This window comes from Nostoc sp. (assembly GCF_036917235.1).
Taxonomy (GTDB): domain Bacteria; phylum Cyanobacteriota; class Cyanobacteriia; order Cyanobacteriales; family Nostocaceae; genus Nostoc.
Genome location: NZ_JBALDU010000105.1, coordinates 22,642 through 38,561 on the forward strand (window position 1 = coordinate 22,642; position 15,920 = coordinate 38,561).

The 15,920-nt window shown below is 42.5% G+C and carries 11 protein-coding genes; 7 read left to right on the forward strand and 4 right to left on the reverse strand.

Annotation, left to right across the window (positions count from 1 at the left end):
* Positions 1-386: 386 nt before the first annotated feature.
* Positions 387-5,087, forward strand: coding sequence for a glutamate synthase large subunit (gene gltB, locus V7K44_RS30380; RefSeq protein WP_334937372.1), 4,701 nt, complete (start codon positions 387-389; stop codon positions 5,085-5,087).
* Positions 5,088-5,287: 200 nt separating this feature from the next.
* Here the strand turns inward: gltB and V7K44_RS30385 are convergent, their stop codons facing one another.
* Positions 5,288-6,196: a polysaccharide deacetylase family protein gene (locus tag V7K44_RS30385; protein ID WP_334937374.1), complete on the reverse strand. Its 909-nt coding sequence runs from the start codon at positions 6,194-6,196 to the stop codon at positions 5,288-5,290.
* Positions 6,197-7,881: 1,685 nt separating this feature from the next.
* Between V7K44_RS30385 and lepB the strand changes: the two genes are divergently transcribed.
* The gene (gene lepB, locus V7K44_RS30390; RefSeq protein ID WP_334937376.1) at positions 7,882-8,454 is read left to right on the forward strand and encodes a signal peptidase I; all 573 of its coding nucleotides are present in this window, start codon (positions 7,882-7,884) and stop codon (positions 8,452-8,454) included.
* 72 nt (positions 8,455-8,526) lie between these two features.
* On the opposite strand, the gene V7K44_RS30395 is transcribed toward lepB, so the two are convergent.
* Together V7K44_RS30395 and V7K44_RS30400 are read right to left on the reverse strand one after the other, a co-directional pair.
* Positions 8,527-9,060 (reverse strand): helix-hairpin-helix domain-containing protein, encoded by a 534-nt coding sequence (locus tag V7K44_RS30395; RefSeq protein WP_194042369.1) that lies wholly within the window; start codon positions 9,058-9,060, stop codon positions 8,527-8,529.
* Between the two features lie 14 nt (positions 9,061-9,074).
* Entirely contained in the window at positions 9,075-9,449 is a 375-nt protein-coding gene (locus V7K44_RS30400) for an NINE protein (RefSeq protein WP_194042368.1), read from the reverse strand.
* Between the two features lie 226 nt (positions 9,450-9,675).
* Between V7K44_RS30400 and V7K44_RS30405 the strand changes: the two genes are divergently transcribed.
* A complete protein-coding gene (locus V7K44_RS30405) occupies positions 9,676-10,608 on the forward strand; it encodes a J domain-containing protein (RefSeq protein WP_334937379.1) in 933 nt (310 codons plus the stop codon).
* Between the two features lie 126 nt (positions 10,609-10,734).
* The gene (locus V7K44_RS30410) at positions 10,735-11,058 is read left to right on the forward strand and encodes a DUF1825 family protein (RefSeq protein WP_094349476.1); all 324 of its coding nucleotides are present in this window, start codon (positions 10,735-10,737) and stop codon (positions 11,056-11,058) included.
* 108 nt (positions 11,059-11,166) lie between these two features.
* Here the strand turns inward: V7K44_RS30410 and V7K44_RS30415 are convergent, their stop codons facing one another.
* On the reverse strand, positions 11,167-13,092 hold the full coding sequence (locus tag V7K44_RS30415; protein ID WP_334937381.1) for a transglycosylase domain-containing protein: 1,926 nt from the start codon (positions 13,090-13,092) through the stop codon (positions 11,167-11,169).
* Between the two features lie 173 nt (positions 13,093-13,265).
* Between V7K44_RS30415 and tyrS the strand changes: the two genes are divergently transcribed.
* Genes tyrS through V7K44_RS30430 form a run of 3 tightly spaced genes read left to right on the forward strand, consistent with a single transcriptional unit; the run spans position 13,266 to position 15,886 of the window.
* Positions 13,266-14,456, forward strand: coding sequence for a tyrosine--tRNA ligase (tyrS, locus tag V7K44_RS30420; protein WP_334937383.1), 1,191 nt, complete (start codon positions 13,266-13,268; stop codon positions 14,454-14,456).
* A gap of 21 nt (positions 14,457-14,477) precedes the next feature.
* A complete protein-coding gene (gene pyrF / locus V7K44_RS30425) occupies positions 14,478-15,209 on the forward strand; it encodes an orotidine-5'-phosphate decarboxylase (protein ID WP_334937385.1) in 732 nt (243 codons plus the stop codon).
* Positions 15,206-15,886 (forward strand): hypothetical protein, encoded by a 681-nt coding sequence (locus V7K44_RS30430; protein ID WP_334937387.1) that lies wholly within the window; start codon positions 15,206-15,208, stop codon positions 15,884-15,886. Before pyrF ends, V7K44_RS30430 begins: the two co-directional genes overlap by 4 nt.
* Positions 15,887-15,920: the final 34 nt, after the last annotated feature.

Genomic DNA, 15,920 nt, shown 5'->3' on the forward strand with positions numbered 1-15,920 from the left:
TGCTGGATCGGGATAACTTTGGCTTTAGAACATAGTACAGCGTTTAGTTTTAGTTTTGTTTGTTTCAGGTGAGCCAAGAAATAGGCTCTATGAGTAGCTAGTGTGCATCTGGAAAAAAGGGATTGAGAAAATACTTAACTTCAAAATATAAAAAAGAAACTGTCAGGGCAAAAATAATGTCTTGGCGGAGGTAACTTGTCTAACACCGCATAAACACATAAAAACACGCAAGTATTTTAACACGGGGTAACTGATAAAGTAAAACCGAAGTTAAAATTTTTTTTCCCTAAATTTCGGTGCTTATATATTTTTCCATCGCTGAATTTAGAAATTTTTTCCCACAATGTAGTGGCAAAATTGGTAACTCAATACTTCAGGAACAGGGTATGAATAATAAACCGATGAATCAAGGCCAGAAAATCACAGCGGATATCAACTCAAGAGATACCTATCAAGGGCAAAAGTGGTTAGTAGAAGAACGAGATGCCTGTGGTGTAGGTTTTATTGCTCATCGCCAAAATCATACCAGCCATGAAATTGTCGAAAAAGCCTTAGCTGCTTTAACCTGCTTAGAACACCGAGGAGGTTGTAGCGCCGATCGCGACTCTGGTGATGGTGCTGGAGTATTGACAGCAATTCCTTGGGAGTTGTTCCAACAAGACTTTGCCCAAAGGGGGAAGGAATTTCCATCTAGCGATCGCATAGCTGTGGGGATGATATTTCTACCACAAGACCAGCAAGCTGCACAACAAGCGAGGGTGACTGTCGAGCAAGTAGCTGCTGAAGAGAAATTAATTGTATTGGGTTGGCGAGTAGTGCCAGTGCAATCTGATTTGCTGGGGGTACAAGCAAGAGAAAATCAGCCCCAGATTGAACAAGTTTTGTTAGCTTCCGTTGACAAAAGCGGTGATGAATTAGAACGACAGTTGTACATTACCCGCCGCCGAATTAGTAAAGCTGCAACTAACATCTCAGAAGAATTTTATATCTGTTCGTTGTCAAGTCGCACAATTGTCTACAAAGGCATGGTGCGTTCCGCTGTCTTGGGCAGCTTTTATGACGATTTAAAAAATCCAGCTTACAAAAGCGCCTTTGCTGTTTATCACCGCCGCTTTAGTACCAATACCATGCCCAAATGGCCCCTAGCGCAACCGATGAGGCTTTTGGGTCACAACGGCGAAATCAATACCTTATTGGGTAACATCAACTGGATGATGGCACGAGAAGCTAGCCTGAATCATCCTGTATGGGGCGATCGCATCCAGGAACTTAAACCATTAGTTCACATTGATAACAGCGACTCAGCTACCCTAGATAACGTAGTGGAATTGCTGGTTTGCTCTGGACGCACCCCCTTGGAAGCTTTAATGATTATGGTTCCAGAAGCTTACCAAAATCAGCCTTCTTTACGTGAATATCCAGAAATTGTTGATTTCTACGAATATTACAGTGGTTTGCAAGAAGCTTGGGACGGGCCAGCACTTTTAGTATTCAGCGATGGCAAAAAAGTTGGTGCAACACTAGATCGTAATGGTTTAAGACCAGCTCGCTACGCGATCACCAAAGATGATTACATTGTTGTAGCTTCGGAAGCTGGTGTGGTGGATTTCCCAGAAGCCGATATTGTCGAGAAAGGTAGACTCGGCCCAGGGCAAATGATTGCCGTGGATTTAGAAAATCATGAAGTGCTGAAGAATTGGGATATAAAGGGGCGCATCGCCAAGCAGTATCCTTACGGGGAATGGTTGCAACAGCACCGTCAAGAACTCAAAGAAATTGTCAGTAGTCAATCGTCAGATGTGAATGGAAATGGACATTTGGCTGCTGAAAATGGTAACGGGCATAGTCCAAGTGGCAAAATTGACAAGCAAACCTTACTTCAGCGTCAAACTGCCTTTGGCTACACCACAGAAGATGTAGAAATGGTGATTCATCCAATGGCGATCGCAGGTTCGGAGCCGACTTTCTGCATGGGTGATGATATTCCCTTAGCGGTGCTGTCACAAAAGCCCCACCTGCTTTATGACTATTTCAAACAGCGCTTTGCTCAGGTGACGAACCCAGCGATCGATCCCTTGCGGGAAAAGCTAGTGATGTCTCTGAAAGTCGAACTGGGTGAACGAGGTAACTTATTAGAACCCAAGCCAGAATATGCTCGGAGATTGAAACTCGAATCGCCAGTGTTAACTGATAGTGAATTAGAGGCGATTAAGCTGTCAGGATTTGCCACGGCTGAGTTGTCAACCCTATTTGCGATCGCCAACGGTCCAGAAGGATTGAAAGCCGCAGTGCAGTCTTTGCAAGCACAAGCAGCTGAGTCAGTGCGGGCAGGTGCAAGGATTTTAATATTAAGCGATCGGGATCGGGTCAATGACAGTATCAACACAGAATATACCTACATTCCTCCCTTGTTAGCAGTGGGTGCGGTGCATCACCATCTGATTCGTGAGGGGTTGCGAATGAAAACATCCCTGATTGTCAATACCGCCCAATGCTGGAGTACCCATCACTTTGCTTGTCTGATTGGCTATGGTGCTGGCGCAGTTTGCCCGTACATGGCTTTAGATACGGTGCGTGATTGGTGGTCCGATCCCAAAACTCAAAAGTTAATGGGTGTGCAAAAAATTCCCACCCTCACCCTAGAACAAGCTTTAGGAAACTATCGTAAAGCAGTAGAGTCGGGTTTGCTGAAAATTCTCTCCAAAATGGGAATTTCTCTGCTTTCCAGCTATCAAGCAGCCCAAATATTTGAAGCTATTGGCATCGGTGGAGATTTAATCGATCTGGGATTCCGTGGGACGACTTCCCGCATCGGTGGTTTGAGTGTTACCGAACTTACTGATGAAGTGCTTTCCTTCCACGTCAAAGCTTTCCCAGAACTAACGACCAAAAAGTTAGAAAACTTGGGTTTTGTGCAGTACCGTCCTGGCGGCGAGTACCACATGAATAGCCCCGAAATGGTTAAGGCGCTGCATAAGGCTCTAGATGGCAAAAACTACGACCACTACGAAGTTTACAAAAAGCACCTCCAAGGTAGACCAGTAACAGCTTTGCGAGATTTACTAGATTTCCAAGGCGATCGCCCGTCGGTTCCTCTAGAAGAAGTGGAATCGGTATATGAAATAGTCAAACGCTTCTGCACAGGCGGTATGTCTTTAGGCGCTTTGTCAAGAGAAGCCCACGAAACTTTAGCGATCGCCATGAACCGCATTGGCGGTAAATCAAATTCTGGAGAAGGTGGCGAAGATCCAGTGCGCTACACAGTTTTAGATGATGTAGACGAGTCTGGTCACTCGCCAACCCTACCTCATTTAAAAGGTTTACGGAATGGCGATCGAGCTTATAGTGCCATTAAGCAAGTTGCATCGGGACGCTTTGGTGTCACCCCAGAGTACCTAGTTAACGCCAAACAAATTGAAATCAAAATTGCCCAAGGTGCAAAGCCTGGGGAAGGTGGACAACTGCCAGGGCCGAAAGTGAGCCAATACATTGCGATGTTAAGACGCTCCAAACCAGGTGTGACGCTGATATCGCCACCACCGCATCACGATATTTATTCGATTGAAGACCTAGCACAACTGATTTTTGATCTGCACCAAATTAACCCCAAAGCAAAGGTGTCGGTGAAACTAGTTTCAGAAGTTGGCATTGGCACGATCGCGGCTGGTGTAGCGAAAGCAAATGCTGATATTATCCAGATTTCTGGACATGATGGTGGTACAGGTGCATCGCCACTCAGTTCGATTAAACATGCTGGTTCACCGTGGGAACTGGGTTTAAGCGAAGTGCATCGCGTCTTGATGGAAAATAGCTTGCGCGATCGCGTGATTTTACGCGTAGATGGCGGACTCAAGAGTGGTTGGGATGTGGTAATAGGTGCATTGATGGGCGGTGAAGAATTCGGTTTCGGTTCTATTGCCATGATTGCCGAAGGCTGTATCATGGCGCGGATCTGCCATACAAATAATTGCCCCGTCGGTGTTGCCTCTCAGAAAGAAGAACTCCGCAAGCGGTTTACGGGAATACCGGAACAAGTTGTCAACTTCTTCTACTTTATTGCCGAAGAAGTGCGGAGTTTGTTAGCCCGACTTGGCTACCGTTCTATGTCAGAAATCATTGGACGTGCAGATTTGTTAAAACTGCGCCCAGAGGTAAATCTTGCCAAAACGCGATCGCTAAATCTCGACTGTTTACTTCAGCTACCAAATAGCAGAGACAATCGTAGCTGGTTGGTGCATGAACAAGTCCACAGCAACGGCGTAGTTTTAGATGACAAGTTCCTTGCCGATCCTGACATTCAGGCTGCTATTAGGGATCAATCTACTGTCACCAAGACTTACCCAATTATCAATACTGACAGAACAGTAGGCACAAGATTAGCGGGTGCGATCGCTTCTCAATACGGTGACAGTGGCTTTGAAGGACAAATTAATCTCAACTTCACAGGTAGTGTTGGGCAAAGCTTTGGTGCTTTCAACCTCCCAGGCATAATTCTGAGCCTAGAAGGAGAAGCAAACGACTATGTAGGTAAAGGGATGCATGGTGGTGAAATAATCATCAAACCTCCAACGGATGCTACCTATAACGCATCACAAAACGTGATAGTTGGCAATACCTGCCTCTATGGTGCTACTGGCGGCATATTATTTGCCAATGGTCTAGCAGGAGAACGCTTTGCTGTGAGAAACTCCAAAGGCATCGCAGTGATTGAAGGCGCTGGGGATCACTGTTGTGAATACATGACTGGTGGTGTAATTGTCGTCCTCGGCAAAGTAGGACGTAACGTAGCTGCTGGCATGACTGGTGGACTGGCATACTTCTTGGATGAAGACGACTCATTTCGTGAGTTAGTCAACCCAGAAATTGTCAAAATTCAGCGGGTGATTACCGAAGTAGGTGCAAAACAACTGCAAGAATTAATCCAAAATCATGCAGAACGCACTGGTTCACCAAAGGCGAAGAAAATTCTGCAAAACTGGCAAGAATTTTTGCCGAAATTCTGGCAGTTAGTTCCGCCTTCTGAAGCTGATAGTGCAGAAGCTAATCCTGAAAAAACAACTGAGTTCAGTTTAGTGACTAGTCATTAGACATCGGAATTAAAATGAAGTAGGCACAATTCATTAATTGTGCCTACCAAGGATTTACGGCAGCGTATGCTTGATAATTTTAATTAAAAACACTCCTGTAATAGCTCCGTCGAACATCCCAAAGAATAATCCAAAATATCCATAATAATGAATTTTAGTTTTTAGCCGCTTACTATTAACTAATTAACCATAATTAATAATTATTGCTTTTTGTTAGCAATCAACTTTTGGTCTGCATCTTCTATTTCTAAAAGTTCTGGAATAGTAACAAAGCGATAGCCTTGCTTTCTAAAGTTGCTAATAATTTCTGGTAAAGCTTGCACAGTTCTAGAACGATTACCACCACCATCATGCATTAGCACAATTCCACCAGGTTTAGAATCTTTAATGACGTTATCGATCAATTTTGGTACAGTTGGTAACTTGTAGTCTGTGGAATCAGCCGACCACATCACCACAGCATACTTTTGCCCTTTAGCATAACCAGCTAATCCATTGTGCATGATGCCACCAGGCGGCCGGAATAGATTTGTTTTGACACCTGTAACTTGATAAATTAAGTCTGTTGTGCGCTCAATTTCAAAAGCAGCTGCTTGTTGATTAAAGAAGTGATACCAGTGATGCCAAGTATGGTTGGCAATGACGTGACCTTGAACGACAATCTGCCTTCCTAACTCTGGATAATTTTTTAGGTTCTGCCCGACTACAAAAAACGTCCCTTTGATATTATTTGATTTCAGAATACTTAGCACTTGCTCTGTAGTCTCAGGCCAAGGGCCATCATCAAAGGTGAGAGCAATCACTTTCTCACCCTGAGTAAGTTTTGCAGCCTTAATGATTTCCCCTTGAAAACGTGATGGTATAGGGTAGGCTAGACCCTTCGTTTGTGCTTCTTGCTGCCAACTTGTAAGCATCGCCGCCTTTAATTTCTCAAGCCGCTGCTGAGTTCCTACGTTTGCAGATACATCCTTGATATTTATAGGTCTACTCTGAGCATCCGAAGCATTTGGTCTTAGAAGCATCATAAACGCAAGACTAAAAACACCACCTAAAGCAAGTAGTGCAATTAATATTCCTTCTGGCCACAGAAATGACTTATTGTTTTCCACCTCAAAGCTCCTTCAAAGATCGAACCATCACCACGGTTATGACGGTACGTTATAGCACATTTTTATTAGATATTTAGATACCAGTTGCTTTCTGGTAATCATGAAAATTAGAATTGGTACTAACGGGAATTCAGAATTGATAAGACAGACTATATTGCTTTAACTAAAATCTATATTCTCTAGATTTGGACAGCGTTGAATATACAATACTTGGTACTGTTTAATTTCAACCCAGTCACAAAAGGGAAGCTCTGCGCTTCCACATTCTTACCGCTAGCTCTAAGAAGGAGAGGAACACAATCAGATAATTAACCACACCCCAAAATCCTCTTAAATAGGAGTTATGAATTAGTTGCTGTTTTTCAGTTCACCGCTAAGGCAGCATTACAGCGCTTCCGGCTATTATGCAATATAGTTTTATTCTCGCCCCTCTCCTATCATCGCTTTCAGCTTTTAGGACGTACCTCATAGCTGCCGGAAGTGCTGTATCTTTTCAAGTTTTATAGCTTTTCAAATAAGATGAACTCAGTTGTCATACCTATAATTTGCACTTTTAGCCAGACTTTCTGACAGTAAAACTGTATAATTTACAACTTAAGCGAATTGTTTGATTAACATACAAAACTACTTAAAAGGGCGGTATCTCTTTAAAAAAGAGTCTGGTAAACTATTAGTTCTATTCTTGATAGGATATATTTTACTGCCTGTTGCCATTGTTTCCTTTTTAAGAAAAAGTTAAATTTTAAACTGACAGAATGTTACCTTGTACCTTCTATGAAATAGAGCAGACGAAAATTGATTCAATATAGTTTCTTCTTGCCAAGGGGCATTTATTCTTTAAATCTAGTCACCTTTGACTCATTCAACAAAAATAATTCTATCAGCAGCTTACTTCTCTTTCGGATGCTGATACTTTAGCCGAAATTGCTAGTAGCTTTTTATCTGTGAATGTTTTTCTCGATCGTTAAGTATGTTTATATCTTAATTAATAGTACAGTTTAATATGCACTGTCACCGTGTAATTACGGAAATTAATTTCGTATATATAGGCCAGTGATTAAAATCACAATAGCATGGCATCTATCTATTGAACAATAAAGTCTATATTTCATCTTTAAAAGTAGTATATTTTACTAAAAATGCTTACTTTAAGCAAATTTGTGCATTTAAACATACATTTATATTTTGGTTAAATTTATGTAATATCACTTAAGAATACAGACCACAATATATTTTTTTGCAACTCAATCTCCAGCAAGACTGCCTCTGCCTTTTTTCAGTAAAGTGAGGTACATACTGTCAAACATGAGGTATATCTATTTTGCAACTCTACGACCAATTTTCTGTTTAAAGAAAAAACCTACTGCTTGTATCGCTCTAGCAGTCTGTAACTAGCTTCTTTAGCAGTAAAAAAAATTATAATCGTCTCATAACTTGCCTTATAATTACAGCAATTAGAATTTTTATTTTTAATAATCTATTTAGCAATCCTAATTATTAGCTTATATTACCTTAGACAAGTCATAGTTTATTTACAGTACTTTTGCTTATCTTTGGTAAATGGATAAGTGTATTATTTAATGTCTGTATAGGTTGAGCCTAAACCCTGTTTTCCTATTAATATACCTTTTGAGTCAAAATAATCAAAGTATTTGTCTCACTTCTGAAACTGGCTAGAAACTTTTATGATTCCTCACGAAAGTGATGCAAAAGAAGAGCGTGCGTCGTTAAAAGTATGGCGTAGTTGGCAAGAAAATCTGATTTTAATTGCGATCGCACTGTCTTTGGCATTCTTAATCAGGACTTTTATCGCCGAACCGCGCTATATACCTTCTGACTCGATGTTACCCACCTTACATACTGGCGATCGCTTGGTAGTTGAAAAAATCTCCTACCATTTTCACCCTCCCATAACTGGCGATATTATTGTTTTTCAGCCACCCGTAGAACTACAACGTCGAGGATATCCTAAAGACCAAGCGTTTATCAAGCGAGTTATTGGCCAGCCTAGTGAGGTAATTAGTGTTGCTTCTGGCAAAGTCTACCTTAACGGTCAACCCTTGGCAGAAGACTACATCGCGGAACCTCCAAATCAGCCATACCAACCGGTAAAAGTCCCAGAAGACGAATTTTTTGTTATGGGAGATAATCGCAACGATAGTAATGACTCTCGCTATTGGGGCTTTTTACCCAGAAAAAATGTCATCGGTCGGGCAACGTTTCGCTTTTGGCCTCTCGATCGCATTGGGTTCATTTAATCAGTTTTAGATTTTGGATTTTTCTTTCAATCCAAAATTGCCAGAGTTAGGAGTTATTTTAAGACTTCTAACTTAAAATCTCAAATAATACATTATCTGGGCGATCGCATCACCAGTTAACTCCAGCCGCCGCTGGAAATCAGCCAGGTTGCGGTAAGGCCCGGCTGATTGCCGATTTTGCACCACTGCTTCCGCTAAAGACAAATCTATAAATGGAATTTGTGCTAATTTTTCAACGGTTGCTGTGTTCGGGTTGAGTAAATGGGTAGGATTTTCTAAAGATTCGTGGTCATAGTAAATAAAATTCAGCAGAGGCTTTAATGGCTCTAAGCGCGGCGCTGGTATACCCAAAGCCGCAGCGATATCTTCAATACAGTAAAATTTCACACCCGAATGTGAAAGTTCCACAAGCGATCGCGCTTGGTGAATTGACAAACCTGGTAGGCGTAACCAATCATCTACAGTCGCTTGATTGGCATCAATGCGGATACCTAATTGAGCCGCTATTTGAATTTCTTCCCCAGATTGTAGGCGATAGTAGGGATCGTTGAGAAGCTTGGCGCGAAGTTTTTGCAGTCTGGAATTTAAAGGTAGCCAATTATTCATGATTGTTGCTTACCTCAAGAAATCTGGTCTAGCAATTGGCGGCGCTTTTGCTCAAATTCATACTCTGAAATCAGTCCATCCTGGCGCAGAGCATCTAATTCCCGCATTGCGTCAGCGATCGCTCCTACCTGATTAATCGCTTTTTGTGAGTTTCTTGCCGCTGACTTGCCTAGATTAAAATTACGATCGAAAGCTTCTTCATCCTGAGCTAAATACCAAACTCCCTCAATCGCACTAGCTACCTTGGGAATCGGCGTCCAGGAAAGCAACACATACAAAACACCCCACAAAGGCTGTCCCAGGTAGAATTTATGTAATCCTGAAATTGTTAGCGTCCCAGAAAAAGCTAAAACAGCGGCAACACTTCGACTTTTGCGCTTAGTTAACATATTTCTAATAAATATACGAATACCATAGTTCCTACAATAAGACAGCCAAAAGGCACACAGACAATTCAAAACTCACTCATTTTAGTCAACCACCCTGTTTTGTCCTTCCGACTTTTGGGTGGTAAGCCCCACAATTTAATATTTGAAGAAATTTGAGTAAGTTTCACATGACTGTGCATTGAGCTTTGATGTTAATTTTAAGTTTTTAACGGATCAGATTACTGCAATGTCACAGACCTTCCTACCGCCAGAATGGTTTAAACAGCTTTGCGATCCTTACGCTGTGCTAGGAATTTCTGTGAGTGCTGACGATCGCCAGATTTTTAAACGCTATCATACTTTAGCGAAACTGCTACATCCCGATCGCTATGCTAAAAGCTGCAATCCAGACCAAGAATTAGCAACGGCAATACTTAGCCATTTAATCAATCCAGCTTACGAACAAGTCAAAAATCGACACAAGCGTTTAATTGCCATAGCCATGCTGCGATCGGACGCAAGAGTATTACAGCAGGAAGCTTTGTGTGGGAAAAGTGCCATAGCTCAAGAACTTAGAGAAATGTCTGCACCCCAAGCAGAATTGTTTTATGAAGAAGCGATCGTCTCCTATGCAGAAGCTCAATACAAATCACTCCATCAGTTTTATCAAGTTACACAACAAATTAGTATACTGAATTTAGTTTATTTACAGTTGCATAAACCTGACCTGTTTCTACCGCAAAAAGCTGTTCCCATCATCCCGGAAGTAGAAGTCAAGCCAGTTGAATTGACATTAAATGAAAAAACTAATGTCGAACCAGTTTTGACAAACTACGCTCAACGTCACTACCAGCGAGCGATTGAGTACGTCAGGCTAGCCAATTGGGCCCTAGCTGTGCAAGAACTGCGCGATGCTATCAAGTTAGAGCCAAATAATAGCGACTATTATGCCTTATTAGGTTTAGTACATCTCAAACAGAAATTTATTGGGATGGCCAGGGTCTACATCCGTCAAGCATTAAAACTTAACCCGCAAGATTCACTAGCTTTGAAATACGCTATCAGACTGAAAATTGAACCGGGTGAAAATACCAATCCGAAATCAATGGCTAAAGCTCTGAGTATTGCGACTTTATTAAGTCGATTTAACAAGGGGAAAAGTTCTCAAGTCAAGTGTTGAAATTTCGGTAACAAACCGTACCAAAACCGAAGCTTCGTGACTAGATTACTCCCCTAGACTAAAATAATAAATAGAAGTAAAACTATTAAGCTACTGAGTCTGGGCGCTCAGTTTAATATAAGCAATATGGGATTCTTCGATTCTGAAATAGTTCAGCAAGAAGCAAAACAGCTGTTTGAGGATTATCAAGCGCTGATCAAGCTTGGCAACAGCTACGGCAAATTTGACCGCGATGGTAAAAAGCTGTTTATTGAGCAAATGGAAACCATGATGGATCGGTACCGCATCTTTATGAAGCGCTTCGAGCTATCAGAAGATTTCATGGCACAAATGACAGTAGAACAACTGAAAACGCAATTAGGTCAGTTCGGTGTCACCCCGCAACAAATGTTTGACCAAATGCACCTCACTTTAGAACGGATGAAAGCCGAGCTAGAAAAACAGCCCTAGTCAATTTTAGATTTTGCGGAAAGTCAGATCGCCGGAAATCGACGTTCCAACTTTCCCAGACAGATATTGGATTCATTGGCAATCCAAAATTCAAAATCTCAAATTAAATTATTGTGACTTGGGGCGAGAAAACTGGGAAGGTGGCTTGAAGTTTTCTACTGGCGTGTTCTTAAGCGCCTTCTCCATAAAATCTTTCCAGATGGGAGCGACCATAACACCACCTGTTGCATGGTCAGCTAGTTGTCTGTTGTCGTCTCTTCCTACCCAAACCGCAGTTGTTAACTGTGGCACAGTACCAACAAACCAAATATCTTTTTCTGATGATGTTGTTCCCGTCTTACCCGCAGCTGGACGACCGATAGCAGCACCTTTACCAGTACCTTCAGAAATTACCGATCGCATCACATCTAGAATTGCGGCTGATGCCCAAGGATCGAGAACTAGCTGTGGTTTAGGCGTATTGTCTAGCAATACGTTACCACTACTATCGGTGACACGGGCAATTACAGTTGGTGGTGACTGCCACCCATAATTAGCAAATGTGGCATAAGCACTAGCCATTTCCAGAGGTGTAACACCAATTGCACCAAGAGGCAAGGAAGTAACAGGTTCCATCGGACTCATAATACCCAAGGTACGACAAGTTTCGATCACTCTATTCATCCCCACAGCCTTACCAATCTTGATTACAGGAATGTTTCGTGACTGGGCTAAAGCTGTACGAATTGCCATCGATCCCCTAAAACTCCCATCATAATTTCTGGGGAAGTACCAACCGTTACCATCTCGATAGCTAACTGGAGAATCATCCACCGTTGAGTCTGGCGTATATTTACCAGTAGCGAAAGCAGTATAATATACAAATGGTTTAAAAGAAGATCCAGGCTGACGTTGAGATTGAGTCGCACGATTGAATTCACTGATCTTTGGATCTATACCGCCCACTAGTGCTTTGATAAAATGTGTGCGCGGATCGATAGACACCAGAGCCATTTGGTTCTTAGATAATCCTTGATCTAAAAGTGTTTTATGCCACTTAGTGACGGTTTCTTCTGCCATTATTTGGAACTTGGCATCAACTGTCGTTTGCACGCGCATCCCACCTTTGAGTAGTGTCTCACGCCCAAACTTTTTAGCCAATTCCTGCGCTACGGTGTTGGTTACATAAGGTAGGGCACTACCTTGAAAGGATTTGATTCTCCCAAGTTTGATTTCCTGCTTGAGGGCATTGTCATACTCTGACTGGTTAATCCAGTTTAATTCCAGCATCCGCCCTAGCACTTCTTTTTGTTTCTGTTTTGCCAGCTTCATGCTCACAAAGGGGCTGAATTCTTCTGGTGCTTGAATCAAACCCGCCATCATTGCTGACTCGCCCAAGGTTAAATATTCTGATGACTTATTAAAGTAACTGCGGGCTGCCGTTTGTACACCATAATTGTTATGACCCCAATAAACTTGATTGAGGTACATTTCTAAAATTTGGTCTTTGGTAAGAATTTGCTCTAACCTGATTGCTAGCACTGCCTCCGCTAACTTGCGGGTAAAGGCACGCTTTTGAGATAAAAACAGGTTTTTTACCAATTGCATAGTAACAGTAGAGCCACCCTCTTTGACTCCACCTGCTACAGCGTTAACTACTATAGCGCGGCCAACACCAGTGGGGTTAATACCGTGGTGATCGTAGAAGTGACTATCTTCACTTGCTAATACTGCCCGTTTTAGGTTCGGGGAAATTCTATCCAGGGGTACGACTTCTCGGTTAGCTTCCCCGTGGATACTCGTTAAAAGTTTACCCTTAACGTCATAGATGTAAGTTGTTTCTGAGGGAAAGAAGTTACGTAGCTGTCTTACATCTGGCAAATTACGGAAACTAATGGCTAAACCAACCAGTCCTCCGGCTACAATGGAACTTGCCAACATGGTAATTGAGAGCAGAGTACCGCCAGTTACCTGACCAACTCCTTTCAAAAACTCAAAACCTGATGAAGCCCGACGTTGTGGCTGTTTATCTTCAAAAGTCCTAGAAGACGACACGGCGATTTCACTTCCTCACTTATAAATTTAACTGTAATTGATTGGACGAAGCAAGGCGGTTAATTTTTTGCAATTATAGTAGTTTGGCAGATGAGAAAGCGGATAAATTGCAAGTGTTTATAACCAACTTAACTTCTAGTGTGCAAAACATAGCTAATAATGAGTCTCTTAGTATGACGCAAGATTTTGCTTGGTTGCATCGTGGTGTAGTAGAAGTTTTCCCACAATCAACTGATGTTAACAGCGAAAGTCTAGAAAGGCTCTTACTAACTACAGACAAACCTTTAAGGGTCAAATTGGGAATTGACCCTACAGGTACTGATATTCATCTTGGTCATAGCATACCAGTACGAAAACTGCGAGGATTTCAAGATGCAGGTCATACAGCAGTTTTAATTATTGGCGATTTTACAGCCCGTATTGGCGATCCAACTGGTAAATCTGAGGTGCGCCGCCAGCTTACAGAAGCAGATGTCGCCCAAAATGCCCAGACTTATCTTGACCAAGTACGTCCTATCTTGGATTTTGACACACCAGGAAGGTTAGAGGTGCGCTATAACTCCGAATGGCTCTCTAAGCTCAACTTAGAGAAAATTTTAGAGTTACTCTCTACGATGACGGTGGGGCAGATGTTAGCTAAAGAAGGATTTGCCGATCGCTATAAAAAAGAGAATCCGATTTTTATCCATGAGTTCCTGTACCCGTTAATGCAAGGTTTTGATTCGGTTGCAGTTGAGGCAGATGTGGAATTAGGTGGCACCGATCAGAAATTTAACATTGCTGTAGGTAGAGATTTGCAGCGCCATTTTGGTCAAAAGCCCCAATTTGGTATGCTGCTGCCAATTTTGATTGGCACAGATGGCGTGCAAAAAATGTCTAAGTCTTTAGGTAATTATATCGGATTGTCAGAACACCCAGGACAGAAGTATCAAAAGTTGCAAGGAGTTCCCGATCAACAGCTGGAACAGTATTTTGAATTGTTGACAGATTTACCTTTGGATAAACTGCCAGAAAATCCTCGCGATCGCCAAACACTCTTAGCATGGGAAGTTGTCAAACAGTACCACGGTGAAACCGCAGCCCAAGAGGCAAAAGTTGCAGCCCAAAGCGGCGGTAAGGAAGGTGCAGTTCCAGAATTCTCTCTAGCTGGCGTGCAGCAGTTCCCTACGAAGTTAGCGTATATTCTCAATGTCACTGGCTTGTGCAAAAGTACGGGAGAAGGAAAGCGGAAAATTCAAGAGGGTGGAGTGCGCCTAGATGGCGATCGCATCACTGATGTTGATACTACTTTCGCTGCTCCTAGTGAATTACAAGGTAAAGTTTTACAAGTTGGGAAAAATAAGTTTGTGCGCTTAGTGCCTTAAATGGGGAGTGGGGAGTAGGGAATGGGCAATAGAGAACAGTTAGAACAACGAGTTATTGTGGCTTTGGATGTGCCGGATGAGCAAAGTGCGATCGCTCTTATAGATCAACTCCCGCAAGTGGTTTGGTGGAAAGTCGGTTTAGAGTTGTTTACCAGCACTGGCCCGAAAATTCTGGAAGTGTTAAAGTCTCGGCAAAAGCGCATTTTCTTGGATTTAAAGTTTGATGATATCCCCAATACCGTTGCTGGTGGTTGCCGGAGTGCAGCTAGATACGGAGTGGATTTACTGACAATTCATGCTACTGCTGGTAGAGATGCCCTGAAAGCCGCAACTGAGGCGGCACAGGAAGGGGCTGCAAAAGCAGGTGTACAGCCACCAAAGTTAATTGCGATTACTTTGCTAACGAGCATTTCTGCTCGGCAGTTGGCATTTGATTTAAAGATTCCCCTAGAATTGCCAGAATATGCTCTAGAAATGGCCCTGCTGGCTCAGGAATCTGGTTTAGATGGGGTAGTTTGTTCGCCTCAAGAGGTGGCACAGCTACGACAAACTTGTGGAAATGACTTTTTACTTGTTTGTCCGGGAGTTAGACCAACTTGGGCTGATATTGGCGATCAAAAGCGATCGCTCACTCCAGCCCAAGCAATTATTGCTGGTGCAGATTATTTAGTGATTGGGCGTCCCATCACCACTGCTACTGAGCCTGAGTTAGCCTGGAAGAGGATTTCTGAGGAGTTAACCACGGTGGCATGAAGCTAAGAGTTAGTGAGACACTCAGAGTGCAGGGCGCAGGGGAGAACAATCTTGCCTCTTCGCTCAGTCAGAAAAATTATAGTTTCCTGTTTGCTTGTGGCTTCTGGGTTGTAGTATCAAATAGCTTTGCTTACCCAGCCTTCTCGATAAACCCCACCCCTAAACCCTCGACACTAGCAGAAAGGGAAAATGTCAAGAGTGGCGCGAGGTCTTTGTGTTCTGAGCAAAATTTAGAAACATTAACTATACAGCTACTACAAAAATTACCTAGTTATACCAATCGTGCTACTCAACGCGCCCGCCGCCTCAGTAGAAGCAGTCAGGTTTACAGTTATATGTTAGTGGCAGGAAGACCTGAGTTTATTCCTCTGCCCCTTAACCTTGAAGAATATAGTGCAGATGCATTTAAAAGCGCTGCATCAGGAGTTGAGCAAGTTTTCTTTACTACCTTGGAGCGGCAGTACATAAGTAAGAAAGTTGTAGAATTGCAACAATTTCACTGGCTGTTATTGACTAAAACTCAAAGTGGTTGGCAACTAGTAATGATGTTTTCTCAAGTTGGTTCCCATTCAGAACAGCAGCCACTATCTCCGCCACGCGATAGTAGTAACGGCACTGTTGCCCAAGGAGTTAAAACTTGGTTGCGCGATTGTGAAGCTGGAAGTTTACGTCAATAAAACCTAATTCCAAATCTTCGTAAATTAGGAGAAT

What these genes read in the sequence shown, in the direction of transcription:
- gltB (WP_334937372.1), top strand. Translation starts at nt 387, where the DNA reads ATGAATAATAAACCGATGAATCAAGGCCAGAAAATCACAGCGGATATC.
- lepB (WP_334937376.1), top strand. Translation starts at nt 7,882, where the DNA reads ATGATTCCTCACGAAAGTGATGCAAAAGAAGAGCGTGCGTCGTTAAAA.
- V7K44_RS30395 (WP_194042369.1), bottom strand. Translation starts at nt 9,060, where the DNA reads ATGAATAATTGGCTACCTTTAAATTCCAGACTGCAAAAACTTCGCGCC.
- V7K44_RS30400 (WP_194042368.1), bottom strand. Translation starts at nt 9,449, where the DNA reads ATGTTAACTAAGCGCAAAAGTCGAAGTGTTGCCGCTGTTTTAGCTTTT.
- V7K44_RS30405 (WP_334937379.1), top strand. Translation starts at nt 9,676, where the DNA reads ATGTCACAGACCTTCCTACCGCCAGAATGGTTTAAACAGCTTTGCGAT.
- V7K44_RS30410 (WP_094349476.1), top strand. Translation starts at nt 10,735, where the DNA reads ATGGGATTCTTCGATTCTGAAATAGTTCAGCAAGAAGCAAAACAGCTG.
- tyrS (WP_334937383.1), top strand. Translation starts at nt 13,266, where the DNA reads ATGACGCAAGATTTTGCTTGGTTGCATCGTGGTGTAGTAGAAGTTTTC.
- pyrF (WP_334937385.1), top strand. Translation starts at nt 14,478, where the DNA reads ATGGGCAATAGAGAACAGTTAGAACAACGAGTTATTGTGGCTTTGGAT.
- V7K44_RS30430 (WP_334937387.1), top strand. Translation starts at nt 15,206, where the DNA reads ATGAAGCTAAGAGTTAGTGAGACACTCAGAGTGCAGGGCGCAGGGGAG.